The sequence below is a fragment of the Agrobacterium sp. YIC 4121 genome (genome assembly GCF_002008205.1).
GTDB classification, from domain to species: domain Bacteria; phylum Pseudomonadota; class Alphaproteobacteria; order Rhizobiales; family Rhizobiaceae; genus Agrobacterium; species Agrobacterium leguminum.
Map to the genome: position 1 here is coordinate 103109 of NZ_MRDI01000018.1, position 20422 is coordinate 123530.

Genomic DNA, 20422 nt, shown 5'->3' on the forward strand with positions numbered 1-20422 from the left:
CATAAGTGAGTCAATCCCGAGAATGATTTTTATCCGAGGGCGCGGAACGGCGGCGGATGAACAGTTCCGACCGGCGGAAAAGGCTTGAAAAATCGAGACATGCGCCGAGCCGGGCGCAGCACGGAGATTCGGAAAATGTCCTTGCCCGGCAGATCATGTCGATTTTCATTTCACTGTAGACAATGGGAGGATTCGCGCTTCAAATCGCCTCGAGTCAGCCATCAGGAAAACGACCAATGGAAATATTGCGCGCAGGAACACGGGCATCGGCGAAAGGCCCGGAGGCATGGTTCACGGGTCAGGTCCGCATCGATCCCCTCTTCAACCCCTTTGATGCCGAGCGGGTTCAGGGCGCTCAGGTCACCTTCGAACCCGGCGCCCGCACCGCCTGGCACACCCATCCCCTCGGCCAGACCCTGATTGTGGTTTCCGGCCTCGGCCGGGCGCAGCGCGAAGGCGGCCCGGTGGAGGAAATCCGCCCCGGCGATACCGTCTGGTTCGCGCCGGGCGAAAGGCACTGGCACGGGGCCGCACCCGATGTCGCCATGACCCATATTGCACTTCAGGAGGTCAAGGATGGCAAGGTGGTGGACTGGATGGAACAGGTGACAGATGACCAATATGGCGGCTGACGCGGCAGCGCAGTCCGAAGGCTGATCCTGCGGACCGTGAGTGTGAGTGTGCCTCTGCCCTGCACCGCGACTGCTGGAACGCTAAAAAACATCAACGGCGATATGGCCGGAATGATATATGCCGGTGTAAAACCCCCTCGTCCTGTCGATGGAAACCTTGGGGGTATTGAATGAATTCCGGGCGTCGTGGCGTTCTCGCATTTCTGGGCGGCCTTGTGCTGGCAAGGCCGTCTCTCGGCGCAGCATCGGGCAAGCCTGCGGCCTTTGCCGAATCCCGTTCCGAATACAAACCCCGGCATATCCTCTGCTTTCTTGGCACGGAAAATGGGCTGGCGGCGCTGCAGAAGAGCGCCCGCGCCGCCATCGATGATTTTGCGCCCGATTTCAGTCTCGACGAGGATTATTCACAGGATGAGGCGGACGACCGGATGGAACGTTCGTTCAATGTCTGCTGGGATCGCGTCGACCCCGATGCCTACCAGCCGGAGGATGAGGAAGCCGTCGCCGCGCACGGCTCGGTTCTTTATGTGCTCAGCCCATCCATGGATGCCGAAACAGCCGTGAAGACATCCGCAAAGGCCCTCGGATTCGTACAGCACATGCTCGATCACGGCGCTGTCGCCGTGAAGGGTGAAAGTGCGGGCGTCGCCCATGGCGCGAGGCGCTGGAAGCAGCTTTACGAGCAGTCGCGTGGCGAGGCGGCGGCCGATGACGGGATGGCGCTTGCCAGAACCTGTCGTCTGGCTTTCGCACGCCGCCCCATAGGAGACGATGCCGAAGGCATGACGAGCGTTGGGTTTCACCTGATCGGCCTGCCCAATGTGCAGATACGCTTCACCAAAAAAGACCAAGACCAGCCATCGACGAACGCCCAACAACTGAAGATAGCCGCCTTGATAGACGATATCGCCGAGCAAATGGCGCGTGAAGGCGTTGAAGCCACTCTGAAGGGCCGTCGCGCCTCCCTCGCCGACGACACACGGTATGAGGAGGACGAATATAAATTCAATCCTTTCGGCGTCGTGAGCGTTGATGGCCTCAAGCTTTAACGCCCGCCTGCGGCCTTATGGGGCAGGATCGCTCTCGCCGGCCACCAGAAGCATGGGCCACACGCAATGGCGGGCCTGATTGGGGTAAAAGGGCGCGTAGGCCGGCATGGTCGATAGCAGCGTCTGGGCCACCGTCACGCCGAGATCATGCAGGGACATGCGGAAACTGGTCAGCCGAGGTTCCAGAAACTGGCCGCGCGGGCCATCGCGGAAGCCGATGACGGCGAGATCGCGCCCCGGTTTCAGCCCCACTTCCGCAAGCCGGCGATAAAGCCCGACCGCCATCAATTCGTAGATCAGCACGATCGCCGTTGGCCGGGGCCGCATCTGCAGCCACTCGCTGGCGGCGTGATAACCACCCTGCTCGCTCGATTTCGCGCGGATGACCAGCGAGGAATCGTAGACGATGCCATTGTCTTCCAGCGCGCGCCTGTATCCTTCGAGAAAAACGTAACCGAGATTGATATCGCTGTCTGGCACCGCCACCGCAATCGAACGATGCCCGGCAGCGGCAAGGCGATCGACCGCGTTTTTCGCGACGCCCTCGAAATCGAGGTCTATCCAGGCGTGAGTGTCGCTGGAAGCGGTCCGTCCGAGCGCCACGAAAGGCAGCCGGGTCTGCTTCAGGAAATCCACACGTTTGTCTATCCGCCGCGTCGCGGAAATGATCATCGCATCCACCATCCGGCGCGCCACCATGCGCTTCAGATATTCATCCGGATCCTCTTCCCCCGGACAGGGCAGAACGATGAGATCGAGATTATGCCCGGAAAACACGCTTTGCAGACCGTCGGTCACACCGAGGAAGAAGTTGTCGGAGTTCTCCACGGTCTGCGCATCGCTGCCGGTCATGAGGCCGATGACATTGGTGGTTCCCTGCCTGAGGCTACGGCCGGACTGGTTGGCGACATAACCCAGCTTTTCCGCCGCTTCCAGAACACGCCGCCGCGTTTCTTCGTTCACATCCGGCTTGCCGTTCAGGGCACGGGAAACAGTGCCTATCGATATCTCCAGATAATCGGCAAGCTGACGAATTCCTTTCATGCACTCCCCTCCCAGGCCCGGCGCGCAATCGACGCGCCCCTTAACGGTCTTGACATATCTAACATCATCGGCATAGTCTCGTAAACGTTTACGACACTCTGCGCAAAGAGGAGTTTGCGAAAGAGTCCGGGGAGATGAGATGACATTCAATGCCGTTTTATGCGGGTGCGGAGCCATGGCCAAAGGCTGGCTGCGCGCCATTCAATCCACGCCGGAAATCGCCGGCGCGATCAGGATCGCCGGGCTGGTCGATCTGAACGAGAACACGGCACGCGCGCTTGCCGAGGAATTCGCCCTTACCGATGCGGTCATCGGCACGGATCTGCGCGAGGTTCTCGCTAAAACGAAAGCCGACATCCTTTTTGATATCGTCATCCCGCAGGCGCGCTTCGCCGTGGTTGAGGCCGGTCTGGAGGCCGGGTGCCATGTGCTCAGCGAAAAGCCGCTTGCCGCCTCGATGGAGGAAGCCGCCACGCTGGTCGAACTGGCGAAAAAAGCCGGTAAAATTCATGCCGTGGTACAAAACCGGCGGTTTATCGCCGGTATCCGGCGCCTGCGCCGTGCACTGGAAGACGGCATCGTCGGCGATCTGACGGCCATCCATTGCGATTTCTTCCTCGGCCCGCATTTCGGCGGCTTCCGCGAGGAGATGAAGAACGTCCTGCTTCTCGACATGGCGATCCACACTTTCGACGCGGCCCGTTTTGTCGCCAATGAAAAACCCCTCTCCGTCTTCTGCGTGGAGAAGAACCCGGCCGGCTCATGGTATGCCCATGGCGCAAGCGCCAACGCCATTTTCGAGTTCTCGAATGATGTCGTCTTCACCTATCGCGGCTCCTGGTGCGCCGAAGGCGAGCGGACCAGCTGGGAAGCGCGCTGGCGACTGATCGGCTCCAAGGGCATGATCGTCTGGGACGGCGAAGACAATTTCTCCGCCTCCGTGGCCGGTGACGACCAGGGGCTTCTGCGTGGATTTAAGACCGTAAACGTTTCCGAAGACGTTTCCGAGAAGGATACGCGCGGCCATGCCAGCGTCATTCTCTCGTTTCTTGAGTCCATCCGCACGGGCGAGATGCCGGAAACGGCCTCCTTCGACAACATCAACAGCCTTGCCATGGTGATCGGCGCGATTGAAAGCGCCCGCCTCGGCCAGCGTGTTTCCATTGCAGCATAAGGACTGAAAGACGTGAGCAATCCGGCAACATCCATCCGCATCGGCACCATGGTCAGCGCCACCAAGGGACAGGCGGCCGAACGCATCGGCCAGATCGCCGATCTCGGCTTTGAAAGCTTCGAGCCGTTCTTCTGGCAAACGACCAACGGCCAGGACCTTGCCGAACTCGGCAAGCGCTGCCGCGAGGCGATCGGCGAGCGCGACATCACCATCAGCACGCTCGGCATGTTCGGCAATCCGCTGGAGGAGACCGACATCGACCTTGAGACATTGCAGGGCTGGAAAGACTGCATCGACAATGCCCACCATTTCGGCGCGACCTGCGTTGCCGGTTTCACGGGCCGGCTTCGTGGCAGGCCGCTGCCGGAAAGCCTTCCCCGATACCGGCAAATCTGGAGCGAGCTTGCAAAACGCGCCGCCGACAAGGGCGTGAAGATCGCCTTTGAAAACTGCGCCATGGATGGCAACTGGCAGACCGGCGACTGGAACATCGCGCACAATCCCGACGCATGGGAACTGATCTTCAACGAAACGCCGGACGAGCATATCGGCATCGAGTGGGAACCCTGCCATCAGATGGTCTATCTGATCGATCCGCTGCCGCAGATCCGCAAATGGGCGGACAAGATTTTTCATGTGCACGGCAAGGACGCGACCATCCGCTGGGACGTCATTCGCGAGCACGGCATTTTCGGCAAGGAAAAATTCGTCTTCATGCGCACGCCGGGCTTCGGCGACAGCAACTGGACGGACATTATTTCCGAACTGCGCCTCGCCGGCTGGTCCGGCTCCATTGATATCGAGGGCTGGCATGACCCCGTCTATCGCGATGCGCTGGAAATGACGGGCCAGGTGCATGGCCTGAACTATCTGAAAAAATGCCGCGGCGGCGATTTCGTCGTCGATCCGACATAACGGAAGCCTTTTGGGAGAAGGTTTTCGAAAATTGCAGAGACGATAACCAAGAGGAGGAGATTATGGGTATCGCGAAATGCATGATGGCCGGCGCATTTCTGCTGGCGGGCGTATCCGCCGGCGCTATTGCGGCGCAGGCAGAAGATGTGACGTTGACCCTCTGGTCGCTGGATCGCGATATCCAGCCGGCGCCGAACCTCATCAAGGAGTTCAACGCGCTGAATAACGGCATCAAGATCGAATACCGGCAATTGCAGTTCGATGATGTGGTGAGCGAATCCATGCGCGCCTATTCCACCGGCAATGCGCCCGACATCATCGCCATCGACAACCCCAACCACGCCATGTTCGCCGCACGCGGCGCCTTTCTCGATGTGACCGACATGATCGCCAAGTCGGATGTCATCAAGACGGAGAATTATTTTCCGGGACCGCTGAAATCGGTGATGTGGGACGGCAAATATTTCGGCGTGCCGAAGGCCACGAACACGATTGCGCTTTATTACAACAAGGACCTGTTCAAGGCCGCAGGGCTCGATGCGGCAAAACCGCCGCAGACCTGGGATGAGCTGGTGGAAGCGGCGCGCAAGCTGACCGACCCCTCGAAGAATATTTACGGCATCAGCTTCAGCGCCAAGGCGAATGAAGAAGGCACCTTCCAGTTCCTGCCCTGGGCGCAGATGGCGGGCGCGACCTACAAGAACATCAATACCGAGGGTGCCGTCAAAGCACTCGAAACGTGGAAGCTGATGCTGGATGAAAAGCTGGCATCGCCGGATACGCTGACGCGCAGCCAGTGGGATTCCACCGCTACCTTCAACGCCGGCAACGCCGCCATGGTCATTTCCGGCCCATGGGAAATCGACCGCATGCTGAAGGACGCCAAGTTTGACTGGGGTGTCGCTTTGCTGCCGGTGCCCACACCCGACGCCCCGCGATCTTCGGCCATGGGCGACTATAACTGGGCGATCTTCTCCAAGACGAAACATCCGGAAGAGGCCTTCAAGGCAATCGAGTTCTTCGCCTCAAAGGACAAGGACATGTTCAAGAACTTCGGCCAGTTGCCAGCGCGCTCGGATATTCCGGTTCCGCCCACGGGCAATGCGTTGAAGGATGAGGCGCTGAAGACCTTCGTGGAACAGCTGAAATATGCGCAGCCGCGCGGCCCCTCGCCCGAATGGCCGAAGATTTCCAAGGCGATTCAGGATGCCATTCAGGGTGCGCTTTCGGGCCAGATGACGCCGAAAGCCGCGCTCGATCAGGCCGCTGAAAAGATAAAGCTGGTCGAAGGCTGATCCGGGCGGGCGGCCGGGTTCTCCGGCCTCCACCCAAGGAGTTCCTCCCGGTGGGGCTGCCTGCCGCGACAAGCGGCGGCGGCCCCGACTGGAGCTTGCGAGGATGTTTCATGAAAAAACTGTTTTCCAGCGTCAGTGACGGTCGCGGTTTCGATATCGTCCTTGTCGCCTTTCCTTTGGGCTTCCTGTTCGTCATGGCGGGGCTGCCGCTCATCTACAACATCGTCATGAGTTTTCAGGAAGTCGACATGTTCAGCCTGGGCACCTTCGTGCGCCCCTTCGTCGGCTTCAAGAACTACATCGATCTGTTCCGGCAGCCGGAAACATTGCCGATCCTTTTCAACACCGTCACCTTTGTCGTGGCCTCGATTGCCGGGCAATTCGCTATCGGCTTCGGTCTGGCGCTGTTCTTCTGGGTCAATTTTCCCGGCGCCACCTGGCTGCGCGGTCTTTTTCTCGTGTCCTGGGTCATGCCCGGCCTCGTGGTGGGCGCGATCTGGAACTGGATCCTCTCGGGCGATTTCGGCGTGTTGAATTTCTTCCTGCGGGAAAGCGGCCTGATATCGGGCAATATCTTCTGGCGCTCCGATGCGAATTTTTCGCTCTGGGCCGTCGTCATCGCCAATATCTGGCTCGGCACGTCCTTCAACATGATCCTGCTTTCCGTCGGCCTCGCCTCCATCCCCGGCGATCTCTATGAAGCCGCGGAGCTGGACGGCGCCAATGCCTGGCAGCGCTTCCACACCATCACCCTGCCGATGATGCGCTCCACCATCGGTGCAATCGTCTCGCTCGGGCTGATCTTTACGCTGCAGCAATTCGATCTTTTCGCCGCCATTACCGATGGCGGACCGAACAACAGCTCCAACGTGGCGCAATACTGGGCGTGGGACCTGTCCTTCCGGCAATATGATTTCGGCAAGGGCGCCACGATCTCCGTCATCATGATCGTTTTCGTCATGCTGGCCTCCATCGTTTATGTGCGCTCCACACGGCATGAGGTGCGCGGATGAGCATCACGACCCGCAACCGTCTGATGCTGGCCATCGCCATCCTGCTCGCCATCATCTACCTCTTCCCGCTTTACTGGATGTATCTGACCTCGCTCAAAAGCGGCTCGGAAATGTTCGCCAATCCGCCCGCCTTCTGGCCCAGCGATCCGCAATGGCAGACCTATGCCTATGTCTGGAACAGCCGCAACATGGGCAGATACCTGTGGAACTCGGTACTGATCGCTTCGAGCGCGGTGCTGCTGATCACCATTCTCGGCGTCGGCTGTGCCTATGTGCTGGCGCGCTATCGCAATGTCTGGGTGGATATCGGCCTGTTCCTCATCCTCATGCTGCAGGTTCTGCCGGCATCGCTGATGATCACGCCAATCTTCGTCGGCTTCTCGCAATTCGGGCTTCTGGATTATCCGCGCCTGTCGGTCATCCTCGCCATTGCGGCGAAAAGCATGCCCTTTTTCGTGGTGCTTGTGCGCGCCACCTTCATGGCCGTGCCGCAGGAACTGGAAGAGGCCGCACTTGTGGATGGCAATTCCCGGGTCGGCGCTTTCTTCAACATCGTTCTGCCGCTTGCCCGAAACGGCATTCTCGTCAGCGCCATCCTCATTTTCATGCAGGCCTTCGGCGAGTTCGTCTATTCGAAATCGATGATCCAGGCGGCCGAATTGCAGCCGGCGAGCGTCGGCCTCAATTCCTTCATGGGCCCCAACACCAGCGAATGGAACAACATCATGGCCTATGCAACCATGTATGTGACGCCCATTCTCGCCCTCTTCATTCTCTTGCAGCGCCGTATCGTATCCGGCCTGACCTCAGGAGCGCTCAAATGACCCTTCAGATCGAACTTTCCGGCGTCAACAAATATTACGGCGCCTTTCATGCGCTGAAGAACATCAACCTCTCCATCGAGAAGGGCACTTTCGTCGCACTTGTCGGCCCGTCGGGCTGCGGCAAATCCACCCTTCTGCGCTCGCTCGCCGGGCTGGAAACCATATCGGCCGGCGACATGCGCATTGCCGGCACGCTCATGAACGGCGTGCCGCCGCGCAAGCGCGATGTGGCCATGGTGTTCCAGTCCTATGCACTCTACCCGCATATGACCGTGGAGGAAAATCTCACCTATTCGCTGCGTATGCGCGGCGTCGCCAAGGCCGAGGCCCGCAAGGCGGCGGAAGAAGTTGCGGCCACGACGGGACTTTCAAAACTTATGAAGCGCTATCCCCGCGAACTCTCCGGCGGCCAGCGCCAGCGCGTGGCCATGAGCCGGGCGATCATCCGCAACCCGCAGGCGTTTCTGTTCGATGAGCCGCTTTCCAATCTCGATGCGGCGCTACGCGTCCACATGCGCAAGGAAATCCGCGCACTGCACGATCGCCTGCATGCCACTTCGGTCTATGTCACCCATGACCAGATCGAAGCGATGACCATGGCCGATCATGTCGTCGTCATGCGTGACGGCGTGATCGAGCAGCAGGGCACGCCACTGGAACTATACGACCGCCCGGTCAATCGTTTCGTGGCCGGCTTCATCGGCTCGCCGGCCATGAATTTCATTCCGGCGACCGTCAGCCCGGATGGCGCATCCCTTCAGCTCAGCTTCGGCGAAGGCGAACCGCAGCAATCGATCAGGAATCCGGCCTCCCTGCCGCCCGGCAAGGATGTGATCGTCGGCATCAGGCCGGAACATATCCGGCCGGCCGCAGCAGCCGGGGCGGCATTGACGCTGCCGGTTTCCGCGGTGGAAACGACCGGCTCGGCCACTTTCCTCACCACGGGAACCACCACCGAACTGGTCATCGCGGTGCAGGGACGCAGCGCAGTCAAAGCAGGTGAAACGATCGGCCTCGACATCGACCCGTCCGATATGCATTTGTTCGATGCGGAAACAGGCGTCGGCCTCCTGACCCGCTGAGCGGCGGTTTTGCCGGCTGTTTCCTCCGCCGGCAAACACGAAGCGTGGAGTCGAATGACCATAAGCGGGAAAACAGTATTCCTTATCGGCGCAGCCATCCTCGCCGGCCTCGTCATAGTCCAGCTCAAGGATGTCCACATCGCCATCGGGGAACGCGCCATGGGAGGTTATGACAGTTCGAGCAACCCGGAAGCGGCCTCCCGCGCCGAGCGGGAAGCAAAAGAGGCCGCCGCGCGTGCCGAGGCCGCGGCAGGCGCGCTGGAACCGCAAAACTGACCGCGACCACAGCACCCGAAATATTTCGATTGGAATAGTCGCTGCAATCTGACCTGTGCTATCAGACAGGTGGATTCGCAACGGGGGACTGAATGGCGAAAGGGTTCGTAACGGCCGAAGAAGTAGCAAAAAAGGCGGGTGTCTCACGTTCCGCCGTTTCACGCACCTTCACTCCCGGCGGCAGCGTATCCAAGGCCGTCCGACGCAGGGTGTTGAAAGCTGCGCAGGAACTTGGCTATCGCGTCAACCGTCTGGCGCAGGGCCTCAATAACGACCGCTCCAACCTCGTTGGTGTTGTCGGGGCCAATCTCAGTTCTCCCTTCATTTCGAAACAGCTCGATTTCCTCAGCATCGGTCTCCTGCGCCGTGGCCTGCAATGCCTGCTGCTGAATGCGGCAGATGCGCGCAAGGACATCGCGCCGCTCATCGAGCGTCTCTTCGAATTCCGCGCGCAGGCCATCATCGTTCTTTCCGGTGAACCTCCGGCCTCTATTATCGACGAATGCATCGCCAATGGCGTGCGCCTCATCCTCATCAACCAGCATCTGGACCGCACCGATACGAATATGGTGCTGAGCGACGATTCTCACGGCGCCAACCTGGCCGCCATGCGGCTTGTAGCTGCCAGGTGCAGAAAGGTTGCGGTTGTCTCCAGCGGCAGCCAGACGCCCGCGCAGTTGCGCCGCGTCAACGCTTTCACCGAGCGCATGACCATGGAGGGTATCCAGGTAATTCCATGGTGCGGCGGCCCCACCAGCTATGACAGTGGCTATCAGGCCGGCCGAGAATTGCTCGCGGACAGGACCATCGACGGCGCCTTCTGTGTCACTGATCTGCTGGCACTTGGTTTCATGGACGCCGCCCGGCTGGAAATGGGCCGCCGGGTGCCGGGAGATATCTCGATTGTCGGTTTCGACGATATTCCGCAGGCCAGCTGGAAAAGCTACCAGCTGACGACCGTTGCCCAGTCTTTCGACGCGCTGACCGAGAAGGTTTTGACCGCACTCGACAGCGATGAGCCGGAAACCCGGCTTCACGTCGTGCCCGTTTCCATGGTAGAGCGCATCACCGCACGCTAGACCAAATGTCCTTCCGGGCAAAAATCTTCAGATCAAACCGCAACCCGTTTACGCTGCGGCACAAGCCCAAGCTCCAGATCGCGCGGCACGCTCGAGAAACGGGCCGAGGGCTCCGAAGAAGATTTCGAGAAAGCTTTCGACCGAACCATCGTGACGATCCGGCTCCCTGCCGAAGCGCTCCGCCAGCGTTCGATAAAGGGAAAGCCGTTGCGGCGCGATGTGCGGCAGCGCCAGGCCTGCGCCCTGGCGCAGGCAATACCAGTCGGCAATCAGCTCGAACATCGGCAAGTCCAAGGAGAGGACAGCAGCATCAGACGAAGATCGGCCTTCACCTCCAAGCAGATCGAGAACCTCCCGAACGCTTTTATCGGCGATTGCCGTGACGACCTCGACCGGCCATTCCTTGGGGAAATAACGATACCTGATCAGCGCCCGCTTGTGGCCCAGCAGAAATTCACCGTAATTGCCGGCGGCAAAAGCCCGGTCGTTTGCCTCGCCCGCCAGTGCGGTTTCCTGTGCATAGCCATCGCAAATGCGGCCATTGACCGGCAGCGCGGCCATCTCCACCGTCTCGACAAGGATTGCCTGCCGCGACGGGTGGACGACCTTGAAGGCGGGCGGAAAGGCGACGAGCGACGGCACGGCGATATTGGTGAGCGAATTTTCGCCCTCCCCGCGCCGGGTCACGCCTTCCACGTGCAGGTGCCCGCTGAAATGGACGGCAAGCCCGGCCTGTAACAGCGCATCCTCCACCGCCTTGCGCGGCGTGCGGCGCACGACATTGGTTTCACCGAACAGGGCGCCTTCCGCACCGCTTGCGCCATCGAAAGGATCGAGCGCCGGATAGTGGGAAAAGCCGAGCAATGTCTTGCCGTGCAGCTCCGCCCTGCGGCGCACATCAGCAATCCAGTCGATGAGGAAGGGCTTGCAGCGCAAAAGCGCATTCCAGCCACCGGAGGTGCTGTCGATAAAAGCCGCCTCCTCGCCCGTTTCGAACTCACCATCGAGCGGCTCGAAAATATTGGCGTCGATCATCAGCAGCCACAGGCCCGGCTCCGGTTCGACCAGATAGGAGGCATCCATCAGGCGGTAGACATTGCGCCCATCGGGTGAGCGCACCGCGTACAGCCGGTCCTCCGGCGCATCGGAAACACCGAAAGGGGTTTCCCAATGCAGATAATCCGGCTGGCGGAAATAACCGAAAGCCGCCATCGGGCCAAGGCCCGCAGGATAGCCTTCGCAATACATACCGTCGTTCACGACGACGTGCTCACCGGCCCGCCGGGCATCGCTTGAAACGGAAAGGCATTTGCCGTTCTCCGTCAGGAATTCCTTGGTATGATGCCGGCCGCGCGGTCCGAAAATATCGTGGTTTCCAGGCAATGCGTAGAAGGCCGTGCCGTGGGCGTCGCTGTGGCGTTGCAGGATGTTCTTCAGCGTTTCGGTCGTCACCCGCTGGCCCTCATCGGTATAGTCGCCAAGCAGAACCACATGGCGAATGCCGCGCTGCCGCACCTCCTCCAGTGCCGCATGCAATGCATCGGCGCTTTCGTTGAAAACCCGGGTGGATTCACGCGTATCCGACCAGCTGCGCATGGTGATGCGCTGACCGTCGATTTCGATGCCGGGAAATCCGAAATCGGCTGCCGTGTCATGGAAATGCGCGTCTGCGATGACGGCAACGGAGGGAAGCGTGCGTGTCAGCATGGTTGAGCGGTCTTTCTGCCCTCGACCATGTCGATCCAGTCGGAAGCACGGCGGGCGGCGGCGTAAAGCATCGGTTTCGGCGTCTCGAACCATTCGTCAGGCCGCAATTCCCGTTTCGTGCGGATCACGGCCAGCGCATCGTCGATGGTCGGATAGAGATCCGGCTGCTGCTTGTGCAGGAAAAGCGCCACCAGTGAGACGGAACGGCTGCGGCCGCTGCGGCAATTGACGAGCACATTGCCGCCATCGGCAAAGGGATAGGTTTCCCGCTTCGGCATGGTCTGGCGAAGCGCGCCGTCGAGAATGTAATAGGCGCCCAGCATCATGGTGTCGGGGCTGCCCTCACCATCGATAAGGCCGAGCTTGTAATAACGGATATCGCCATAACCCACGGCGCGCCTGTCGCCCTCTTCCTCCGCCGCCTGCACGAGATTTATATCAAGATTGACGGCGCAATTGACAACGGTGGTGATGCCATGCCGGCGCAGGAGCCCGAGATCGCTCGCACCATCGCTGCCGCCAATGTAAAGCGCAGCATTGTGCGGGCCGAGCCCTTCCGCAATCAGGCTGATTGCAGGCCGGGCATAAACGGGTCCATCCATTTCATTCCTCCACATGCATGAAGCACGAGGCCCCCTCTGCAAAAGGGCCTCCGCATGAATCACGCCGATGCCGCCCGCGGACGATCCAACGGCTGCCGCGCGGCGAGTGCTATATTCGATGCCTGGCTGACGCCTTTGGCAACACCGGCGGCTGCGGCCAGCACCAGCCCGCCCTCCCTGAGACTGCCGATCTCCAGAAAAGGGCACACATCGCCGCCAGCTTCGCTGACGAGTAGCAGCCCTGCAAGACAATCCCATGAATTCATATGCAATTCGAGATAGCCATCGGAACGGCCATCAGCCACATAGGCAAGCGCCAGCGCGCCGGAGCCGGCGCGGCGGACATTGGCGCCCATGTCGAGCAGGTTCCTGACGACATCGAGATAGGTCGTATTCGCGATACGGGTGGACCACCCCATCTCGATCGAAGCGGCATCGAAGCGCTCCGTTTCCGCAGTCCGGATCGGCTGACCGTTGCGCGTCGCTCCCTCGCCGCGACGGGCGAAATAAAGCTCACCAAGGGCGGGACTATAGATCGCCCCGATTTCGGTCTGGCCGTTTTCGACATAGGCGATGGAGATGCAGAAATGCGGAATGCCACGGGCAAAATTGGCGGTGCCATCGATGGGATCCACGACCCAGACGCGCTCACCGATCTCGCCGCCGCCCTCTTCCCCGAAAAAACTGTCTTCCGGGAAAGCGGCCGTGATCGCGCCGCGAATATGCGCTTCCGAGGCAGCATCCGTCACCGTCAGAAAATCCTGCGGCCCCTTCATCGAAAAGCTGCGCGTCGCCTCGCCCTGAAAACCCTTCAGCACCAGTTCGCCGGCGGAAAGAATAACGCTGCGGCACAATTCGGCACGCGCCGCCAATGTATCGGGATAGTGGATCGAATCCATGCGCAAGAACCATTTTTCAAAGTTTGAACACGCGTTCATATTGCACGCGCGTTCAAACTTTTCAAGGGGCGTTGAAAGGGAGCTAACGGACATTGGAAGCGGGCGGGCCGATCATGCCAATTCGATGGAGTCGGCGCAACTCATGGCATGAAGCAAAGGGCTTCCTCCCCCATCAGGAATATCCCCGCAGGAAACATTTAATACTGAAAACATTGGAATGTTGCGAAACACAGCGCCTACATCTTGCGGTTGATGCAGTTGTCTGTCGGTTAACCCTGTGTATTTCCAATGATGTAACGGGAATTATGTTACGAATGCCGCTCTGTATTTGAAGAGCCATGAATGAAAATACTGACCGCCACACAAAAACTGCAGGACTTCATGTCCGTCCGGTCCGACAATCCTGATTTGCTGAAAGCACAGTACCGCGCTTTCACCAGACAGATGCCGATGATGTATTTCATCCTGCTTTCAAGCACATGGGCGCTTGCCGTGACGCATATGCAATTGGCGCCGCCTTGGCTCACCATTGGAGTTCCCGCCCTATTCACACTCGGCTGCACGCTCAGGGTCGCCTTCTGGTGGAGGACGCGCGGCATGGATCCCGAACCGCGGGTGGCGCATGCAGCCCTTCGGCGCACAAATCGCCTCGCTGCCGGCATCGCCATGGCATTCACGCTCTGGTCTTTCCTGCTGGTGCCCTATGGGGATGCCTATACGCAATCCCACGTCGCCTTCTATATGGCGATTACCGTCATTTCCTGCATTTTCTGTCTGATGTATGTGCGCTCGGCTGCCTTCACGGTGACGCTCATCGTCAATGGCGCCTTCATCGCCTTTTTTCTGGCGTCGCAGCAACCGACCTTTGTTGCCATCGCCATCAACGTGCTGCTGGTCTGCACCGGCATGATGTCCATTCTGCTGACCAACTACCGCAATTTCGAGCGCATGGTCATTTCACAACAGCGCACGGAAGCGCTCAGCAACGAAAACCTGCTGCTTGCCAATATCGACAGCCTGACGGAACTGCCCAACCGCCGCGCCTTTTTCGCTCACCTTGAAGCCGAGCTCGAAAAAGCCAGGGCCAACGGAACCCGGCTGGCGCTGGGTGTGATCGATCTGGACGGGTTCAAGCCCGTCAACGATCTTTACGGACACTCCGTGGGAGACAGGTTGCTTGTCAATGTCAGCAAACGCCTCACCGCCAATCTGAAAGCCAGCAGGGCCTTTCGGCTGGGCGGTGACGAATTCGCCATCGTCGCTCCGATCATACCGGATGACGCGCAACTCGTCAAAAATGCCAATGCGATCTCCGAGCAGTTGAGGGCGCCTTATCATATGCCGGAAGGCACCGTGCATGTTTCCGCTTCCATGGGAATTGCCGTGTTCCCAAACCTCGCCTCAACGCTCGAACAGCTTTTCGACAGGGCGGATTATGCCCTTTACCACGCCAAGAAAACCCGGCGTGGCGATGCCGTTCTGTTCGATGCGGAGCACGAAAAGCAGATCAATATCGAAGCCCGCGTCGAGCACCTGCTCAAACAGCGGGATATGGAAAACGAGCTTTCGGTCGTGTTCCAGCCGATCGTCGATATACGCGACGGAAGGACGGCGGGGTTTGAAGCGCTGGCGCGTTGGCACAGCCCGGTTCTAGGGCATGTGCCGCCTTGCCAGTTCTTCCCCATCGCGGAACGGGCCGGCATCGTCGGTTCGCTGACGCGGCCGCTTCTCAAGATGGCGCTCGCCTCCGCCGCCACATGGGAGCCTTCCCTGCGCCTGTCGTTCAACCTTTCGGCACAGGACCTCAATTCCCAGGAGGGCGTGCTTTCCCTGCTCGGCATCATCGAAAACAGCAGCTTCGATGCACGACGGCTGGACCTTGAAATTACCGAGACGGCTTTTGCCCATGATTTCGAGCAGGTGAGGCAATCGGTCGAAATGCTGCGCCGCCTCGGCTGCGGCATATCGCTGGACGATTTCGGCACCGGCTATTCCAGCCTGACGCGACTGCATGCATTGCCGCTGACCAAGATCAAGATCGACCGCAGCTTCGTCACGGACCTGCACGAAAAACCGGCCAGCTACAAAATCGTGAAATCCCTCCTCACCCTCAGCCGCGACATGGGACTGGAATGCGTGGTGGAAGGGGTGGAAACACCAGCCGAGCTAACCGCACTCGAAGGCCTCGGCGCCACGCTGGTACAGGGCTACATCTATGCACCGCCGCTTCGGGAAGAGGATGTCGGTGCGTTTCTTTCGGGACAGGCGACTAGAAGCGGAACTTCCGCTGGCAAACGCAGAAACAGGCTCCGCTAGTCAAACCATTGCATGAGGCAGATTGTCGTCACGGCACCCTAATTTCAGATTACTCGAACGTGATCCAGGAGGTTCCCTGCACCAATCTTCCACCATGCGCGCATGCATCACCCTGCCGCACTATCTTCTTTCCATCAATAGCGGCAAAGGACGAGCCGGCAGTAATTGTATCGGTCGTCGGAACTCCCGTGCACAAACAGGTATCACCGACAGTTGCGACCGGCGTTCCTTCAACCGTAACAAAACTCTGTTGGGTGGAGATGACGGGACCACCAACATGCGGTCTTGGGCCGGGATCGACCTTGGGGCAGACATGCATGTGGCCTTTAAGGGAGACTGGGCTGGCGGTCATTGGCTCCTCCTTCTCAACTAAATCAAGCCGCACGAGCAAAAGGCAACGGTGCTATGGCGAGCACTCGATTATTCCCGCCCCGGAAGCGTAGCCCCCTGTCAAAATCCCCCCCGTTCCTCCATTGAAAAAGGCACGGGTCGGACCGCACGATGAGCGGGTTAATATCCAGAAGCACAGCTTCAAATCCGGCGACATCGCCAGGTTTCAGGTAAATGTCGACGATAGCATCATCAATATGAGCGACCTCCCTGAAACGGTCCGCAAAATCCACCAGAGCTGCCGCGATGGATTTGGCATTTGCCTCTATCTCAGGAAAAAAAGCCGTATGAAAATACTGGGAAGCGCCGAGGAATTCCCGGTTTTTCATGAAGAGCCTGAACTCAGACCATTTCGGAATGTCTTTCCAAGGCCGTATGAACATGCAAACGTCAAATTTATCTTGAAGTGAACTTGCAAGAAGTCCCGCCACACGGGGGTTATCCCGCAATATATGAGACATAAGTTGGGCGCTGTTGAAGATCGGCCCCTTTTGGTATTGTCCTGGCTGCTTGAAACTGCATCCACCAAAGCGAAAATGGGCGCCTTCTTTGAAAACCGCGGTTTTGGCATCAATGGCTACGCGGAATTCATCTGACAGTTGAGGGAGTTCATCTACACTGAACAGAGCCCGGAAAGCCGCGGTCCTGCTCCCTATGGCGAGACGATCCTGCTCCGAGACAAGCCACTGCTCAAAGGGTAACCCCAGCTCGCACACTTCGTCCGGCCAGGATTCAATAAAGGTTGCCCGCCATTTTTCGTGTAGACCAAGCATATTCGTTACCCATCAAAGGTTTTCTGGTGCGGAGAGATTGATCAGGAATTCCGGCAGACTGTCCGCCAGCTTGACGATCCCTTTTGCGTTATTTCCTGTACCAAATGGGTCTGTCGCCCTTTCCCAGAAGTAAACAGCCCCATTTTCAGGATTTTTGCCATCCATCAACAAATAGGCATGTCCCGAATCCGCCGATCCAAAAAATATCATTGGGAGCGTGAACTGTTTTTCCCAACTGGAATTGGCAATAAAGGTGTCGTGCCACGAAACGATGGTATCGAAATTCGAAACAAGCACCTGCACATCATGTACCGACCGACTGCCGTCATCGTATTCCACCAGAAATGAATCGTTGTATTCGGTTCCACAGTGACCGTATTGCCTCAGAACCTCTTCCAGCTGTTTCGGAACGATCAGCCCGGTAAGTTCCGTAAAGCGACCGAAATCGCGGTCAGTCCACGTCGTATCCGGAACTCGTTGAAAATCGCTGTTCTCCTCCAGGAATTGAACCGCATCTTTTAAGACAACCATTGGAACAACTCCGTTCTAATAGGAAGGATCGTTGACTGCAGAAGCGCCGCCGCTGTGGGCACCGCCGCCTTGGCCGGTATTATGTATACGCGAGTCGACCAGCTGCATCGTGGATGTGTCTTCATTGTGATGCCACGTAAAGCCATTTTCATCGGCAGTCTTGCTCCAGCTGCCATACCTTTCCTTGAGCGGACCAACGGCCTGGCCCACGTCGCCGTCCGGCCCTCTTGCCAGGTCGCCCTTCATATTGGATATGCGGGTCTGAATCGGCTGCCCATCCGGTCCTTTTTTCATGAATGGTGAAAAATCGGGTTTTCCGTTTTTGTAAGAAATCCCATCCTGACCGTATTCTTTCAGCGCTTTATCGGCATTCGATCCGGGCTCGGGGGACCATTTGCTGTTGCCCGGCTCTCCAGACCACTTCCCTTCTCGTGGAATGTTCTTGTATTTGCCGCCATTCTTATACTCGTCGATTTTTTTCTGACGGCATGCCTTCGTATTGCATTTTCTCAAATCTTCCTGAAGCTTGCGGTAGGCTTCGCCGCGCTTGGAAGCCCAATATTTCGATGCCGCCGCCGACTTTCGTACATGCTCCTCGAGCGCCTTGACCTTGCGCTGCGCGGCGGCAACCTGGCTCATCAGTTTTTCGGCATACCGCGCAATCTTGGTGCCTTTGGCAGCGGCCTTGGCCCCATCACCCCAGACGGGAACGAGACCGACGAGATCCAGACCGGCATCTGCCCAGTTGCCAGTCCAGGCGTTTCCAATGGCGCTCGCAACATCCACGACACCACCCACTACGGGAACGGACGAAGCAGCCAGCCAACCCGCTTCTTTCGCGATTTCTGTATAGCGCTGGTTCAGCATGTCCAGATCACGACGGGCCAGTTCAAGCTCGCGCGTGTCAGGAACATTGACGAGATCATCAAGATGCTGGCTCATTGAACGTCTCTCGCCCTGGCAGCACGCTCACGCTCGAACTCCTCCTCGATGTCGTCATAAGGGACGCCGAGAATGTTGTTCTTCATATATTGCGGGAACCAGAAGGCATTATCGCTCCGCGCGATCGCGTTCCCTTCCTGGCTCATGGTCGGTTCAAGGTTACAACGCTCGATGCGCTGTTCCTCAGTCTGGTTTTGATCGGCAAGGATGGATTTATAAGGTTCGAACATAAAGAAATCCGGCCCGATCCGCCACATCAGAACAACGAAGTGAATCTGATAAATCGGGTCGGAAAAGCCGAAATGCTCAGCATAGCGTCTGCCCCAGCGTGTCATTTCGGTAGCCTGGGGCGACCCCGCCATATCAGCGAAACTGGGTAGATGCTTTGGCATCACTTCTCTGGTGAAATAATTCGTAAAATCGTCGTCATCGTGCAGCATCGCATTCATCTGACGCGGATCGAATTCAATGATCATGATAATGCCCTCTCAACTGCCTTTGCCTGACCTGTGCCTCCGGAAGGCAAAACGATCTCACGATGTACAATGCCATTTCCAAAGCGGAACTTGAGGAATTCTCCCGCCTTCAGGTCGTTTTCACAATAAAAACACTCAATTCCGTTGAAAAAAACAGCGGCCTGCTCCGATGTTAGGACTGGCAGATATTGGCGCAGCGTTCGTGGGTCGTAATAACGAAAGAAGTGAATGGTCCCCTCACTATCTTTGACCATCGTAAATTTCCTCAAATGCCGGACGACATCTTCCAATGCATGCGACGTTCGCAGAAAAATCGACCAGCGTTTGCCAAAGCCATTGTCGATAAGCCATTGCAACACGCTTTCGTCAGATGTCATTTCTGCGACCCAAGCCGTATCGTCCCCGAACTCCTCAAGCGCATTGCCTCTGTAAAGACATGCTACCTTGTCCGTCATGGCTTGAAGCGCCGGTGGAATAATCATCGGCGCCCGGGACGCATCGACCACGGCATAAAGACGCGCGGCTCCGCCAGCCCCCTGCTCCTCGCGCAGTTTGGAAAGAACTTCCTGCCTCTTCTCGCTATTGAGTTCCACGCCAACCCCTACTTCTTCGAGCAGTCTTCAGCAAAAGGCTTGTTCGTGCTTTTGCCGGCACTGCCACGCTTGAAGTTCACAGCGTTTGCTTTGACCTCGAACTTGGTTGCCTTGATAAACACCCCATTTTTGTTGATCTCGATAACGCCGCCCGGTGCCGCAAGCACTATCTTGTCGCTGACGATCACCGTGTGATTTTCAGTTTGCGTGAAAATGGCTTTGCCAACGTTTATTTCGTAACGCTCTCCAACGGTTGTCTTCTTTGTCTTTCCGACGCTTTCCAGCGACGTCTGGCCGACATTCGTAACCTTGCTCACCCCGATCTGTTCTGCCCGCGCCACCCCGACGCTGTCGGATTTGAACGTGCTGACGATCGTGTTCATGATGCCCGGCAGCGGAAACAATCCCGAAGCATCGGAACCGACGCCCGAGCCGGAGCCGGCAAGCGCCGTACCCGCATCCGCGCGCGGGCTCGGGCNAAGCGCCGTACCCGCATCCGCGCGCGGGCTCGGGCCGGAAACGACCCCCTCACGCGAGGAAAGACCGCCTGCGCCGAGGAAGCCGAGTGCGGATGAGGCGAGCGTGGTGGCGAAGGCCGCGACACCCGGGCCACCGCCGCCGGCGATCTGGGCGGCCTGCGAAAGCAGCCCCGCCGTCTGCCCGGAGAGCGCCTGCACGCCGGCCATGGCCATCATCGCCATCGGCCCCGTTCCGCCGACGACGGTGTTTACCGAGCCGCCGATCTCGTGTTTCTGGTTGCCGGAAACTTCCACCGCGCGGTTGCCGCCGACCGAGGCGACCTCATGCCGG

General features: G+C 58.6%; 20 protein-coding genes and 2 pseudogenes. 11 read left to right on the forward strand and 11 right to left on the reverse strand.

The features are described from left to right. Nucleotides 1-236: 236 nt before the first annotated feature. Together BTE54_RS17250 and BTE54_RS17255 are read left to right on the forward strand one after the other, a co-directional pair. Nucleotides 237-632, forward strand: a complete 396-nt coding sequence (locus BTE54_RS17250) for a cupin domain-containing protein (protein WP_078053300.1) — start codon at nucleotides 237-239, stop codon at nucleotides 630-632. Nucleotides 633-802: 170 nt separating this feature from the next. After that, the gene (locus BTE54_RS17255; RefSeq protein WP_078053301.1) at nucleotides 803-1681 is read left to right on the forward strand and encodes a hypothetical protein; all 879 of its coding nucleotides are present in this window, start codon (nucleotides 803-805) and stop codon (nucleotides 1679-1681) included. Between the two features lie 15 nt (nucleotides 1682-1696). On the opposite strand, the gene BTE54_RS17260 is transcribed toward BTE54_RS17255, so the two are convergent. Continuing rightward, on the reverse strand, nucleotides 1697-2725 hold the full coding sequence (locus tag BTE54_RS17260) for a LacI family DNA-binding transcriptional regulator (protein ID WP_078053302.1): 1029 nt from the start codon (nucleotides 2723-2725) through the stop codon (nucleotides 1697-1699). Between the two features lie 139 nt (nucleotides 2726-2864). On the opposite strand from BTE54_RS17260, the gene BTE54_RS17265 reads away from it, so the two are divergent. The 8 genes from BTE54_RS17265 to BTE54_RS17300 all read left to right on the forward strand — a co-directional run bounded on the left by BTE54_RS17265 (nucleotide 2865) and on the right by BTE54_RS17300 (nucleotide 10383). Further along, on the forward strand, nucleotides 2865-3899 hold the full coding sequence (locus tag BTE54_RS17265; RefSeq protein WP_078053303.1) for a Gfo/Idh/MocA family oxidoreductase: 1035 nt from the start codon (nucleotides 2865-2867) through the stop codon (nucleotides 3897-3899). A 12-nt stretch (nucleotides 3900-3911) separates the two neighbouring features. Beyond that, the gene (locus BTE54_RS17270) at nucleotides 3912-4814 is read left to right on the forward strand and encodes a sugar phosphate isomerase/epimerase (RefSeq protein ID WP_078053304.1); all 903 of its coding nucleotides are present in this window, start codon (nucleotides 3912-3914) and stop codon (nucleotides 4812-4814) included. Between the two features lie 62 nt (nucleotides 4815-4876). Then, the gene (locus tag BTE54_RS17275) at nucleotides 4877-6109 is read left to right on the forward strand and encodes a sugar ABC transporter substrate-binding protein (RefSeq protein WP_078053305.1); all 1233 of its coding nucleotides are present in this window, start codon (nucleotides 4877-4879) and stop codon (nucleotides 6107-6109) included. Between the two features lie 110 nt (nucleotides 6110-6219). Next, a complete protein-coding gene (locus BTE54_RS17280) occupies nucleotides 6220-7122 on the forward strand; it encodes a sugar ABC transporter permease (RefSeq protein ID WP_078053306.1) in 903 nt (300 codons plus the stop codon). Then, a complete protein-coding gene (locus tag BTE54_RS17285) occupies nucleotides 7119-7946 on the forward strand; it encodes a carbohydrate ABC transporter permease (protein ID WP_078053307.1) in 828 nt (275 codons plus the stop codon). The genes BTE54_RS17280 and BTE54_RS17285 overlap by 4 nt, the downstream gene beginning before the upstream one ends. Continuing rightward, a complete protein-coding gene (locus tag BTE54_RS17290; protein WP_078053308.1) occupies nucleotides 7943-9028 on the forward strand; it encodes an ABC transporter ATP-binding protein in 1086 nt (361 codons plus the stop codon). The genes BTE54_RS17285 and BTE54_RS17290 overlap by 4 nt, the downstream gene beginning before the upstream one ends. 54 nt (nucleotides 9029-9082) lie before the next feature. After that, on the forward strand, nucleotides 9083-9304 hold the full coding sequence (locus BTE54_RS17295; protein WP_078053309.1) for a hypothetical protein: 222 nt from the start codon (nucleotides 9083-9085) through the stop codon (nucleotides 9302-9304). A 92-nt stretch (nucleotides 9305-9396) separates the two neighbouring features. After that, a complete protein-coding gene (locus tag BTE54_RS17300) occupies nucleotides 9397-10383 on the forward strand; it encodes a LacI family DNA-binding transcriptional regulator (RefSeq protein WP_078053310.1) in 987 nt (328 codons plus the stop codon). A 32-nt stretch (nucleotides 10384-10415) separates the two neighbouring features. Here BTE54_RS17300 and BTE54_RS17305 read toward each other — a convergent pair. The 3 genes and pseudogenes from BTE54_RS17305 to BTE54_RS17315 form a co-directional block, all read right to left on the reverse strand. After that, a pseudogene (locus tag BTE54_RS17305) lies at nucleotides 10416-12090 on the reverse strand (metallophosphoesterase). After that, entirely contained in the window at nucleotides 12084-12692 is a 609-nt protein-coding gene (locus BTE54_RS17310; protein WP_078053311.1) for a dual specificity protein phosphatase, read from the reverse strand. The pseudogene BTE54_RS17305 and the gene BTE54_RS17310 overlap by 7 nt, the downstream one beginning before the upstream one ends. A gap of 59 nt (nucleotides 12693-12751) precedes the next feature. After that, nucleotides 12752-13591 (reverse strand): inositol monophosphatase family protein, encoded by an 840-nt coding sequence (locus tag BTE54_RS17315; protein WP_078053312.1) that lies wholly within the window; start codon nucleotides 13589-13591, stop codon nucleotides 12752-12754. A gap of 342 nt (nucleotides 13592-13933) precedes the next feature. Between BTE54_RS17315 and BTE54_RS17320 the strand changes: the two genes are divergently transcribed. Further along, the gene (locus tag BTE54_RS17320; protein ID WP_198939178.1) at nucleotides 13934-15907 is read left to right on the forward strand and encodes a bifunctional diguanylate cyclase/phosphodiesterase; all 1974 of its coding nucleotides are present in this window, start codon (nucleotides 13934-13936) and stop codon (nucleotides 15905-15907) included. A gap of 49 nt (nucleotides 15908-15956) precedes the next feature. On the opposite strand, the gene BTE54_RS17325 is transcribed toward BTE54_RS17320, so the two are convergent. The 7 genes and pseudogenes from BTE54_RS17325 to BTE54_RS17355 all read right to left on the reverse strand — a co-directional run. Then, on the reverse strand, nucleotides 15957-16259 hold the full coding sequence (locus BTE54_RS17325) for a PAAR domain-containing protein (RefSeq protein WP_078053313.1): 303 nt from the start codon (nucleotides 16257-16259) through the stop codon (nucleotides 15957-15959). Nucleotides 16260-16281: 22 nt separating this feature from the next. Next, nucleotides 16282-17070, reverse strand: a complete 789-nt coding sequence (locus tag BTE54_RS17330; protein WP_078053314.1) for a hypothetical protein — start codon at nucleotides 17068-17070, stop codon at nucleotides 16282-16284. A gap of 12 nt (nucleotides 17071-17082) precedes the next feature. Next, the gene (locus BTE54_RS17335) at nucleotides 17083-17601 is read right to left on the reverse strand and encodes an SMI1/KNR4 family protein (RefSeq protein WP_121490445.1); all 519 of its coding nucleotides are present in this window, start codon (nucleotides 17599-17601) and stop codon (nucleotides 17083-17085) included. Between the two features lie 15 nt (nucleotides 17602-17616). Further along, nucleotides 17617-18543, reverse strand: a complete 927-nt coding sequence (locus BTE54_RS17340; RefSeq protein WP_078053315.1) for an HNH endonuclease — start codon at nucleotides 18541-18543, stop codon at nucleotides 17617-17619. Continuing rightward, on the reverse strand, nucleotides 18540-19019 hold the full coding sequence (locus BTE54_RS17345; protein WP_078053316.1) for a hypothetical protein: 480 nt from the start codon (nucleotides 19017-19019) through the stop codon (nucleotides 18540-18542). The genes BTE54_RS17340 and BTE54_RS17345 overlap by 4 nt, the downstream gene beginning before the upstream one ends. Continuing rightward, nucleotides 19016-19612, reverse strand: a complete 597-nt coding sequence (locus BTE54_RS17350) for a DUF4123 domain-containing protein (RefSeq protein WP_078053317.1) — start codon at nucleotides 19610-19612, stop codon at nucleotides 19016-19018. The genes BTE54_RS17345 and BTE54_RS17350 overlap by 4 nt, the downstream gene beginning before the upstream one ends. Nucleotides 19613-19620: 8 nt before the next feature. Beyond that, a pseudogene (locus BTE54_RS17355) lies at nucleotides 19621-20422 on the reverse strand (type VI secretion system tip protein VgrG); the annotation flags it as partial.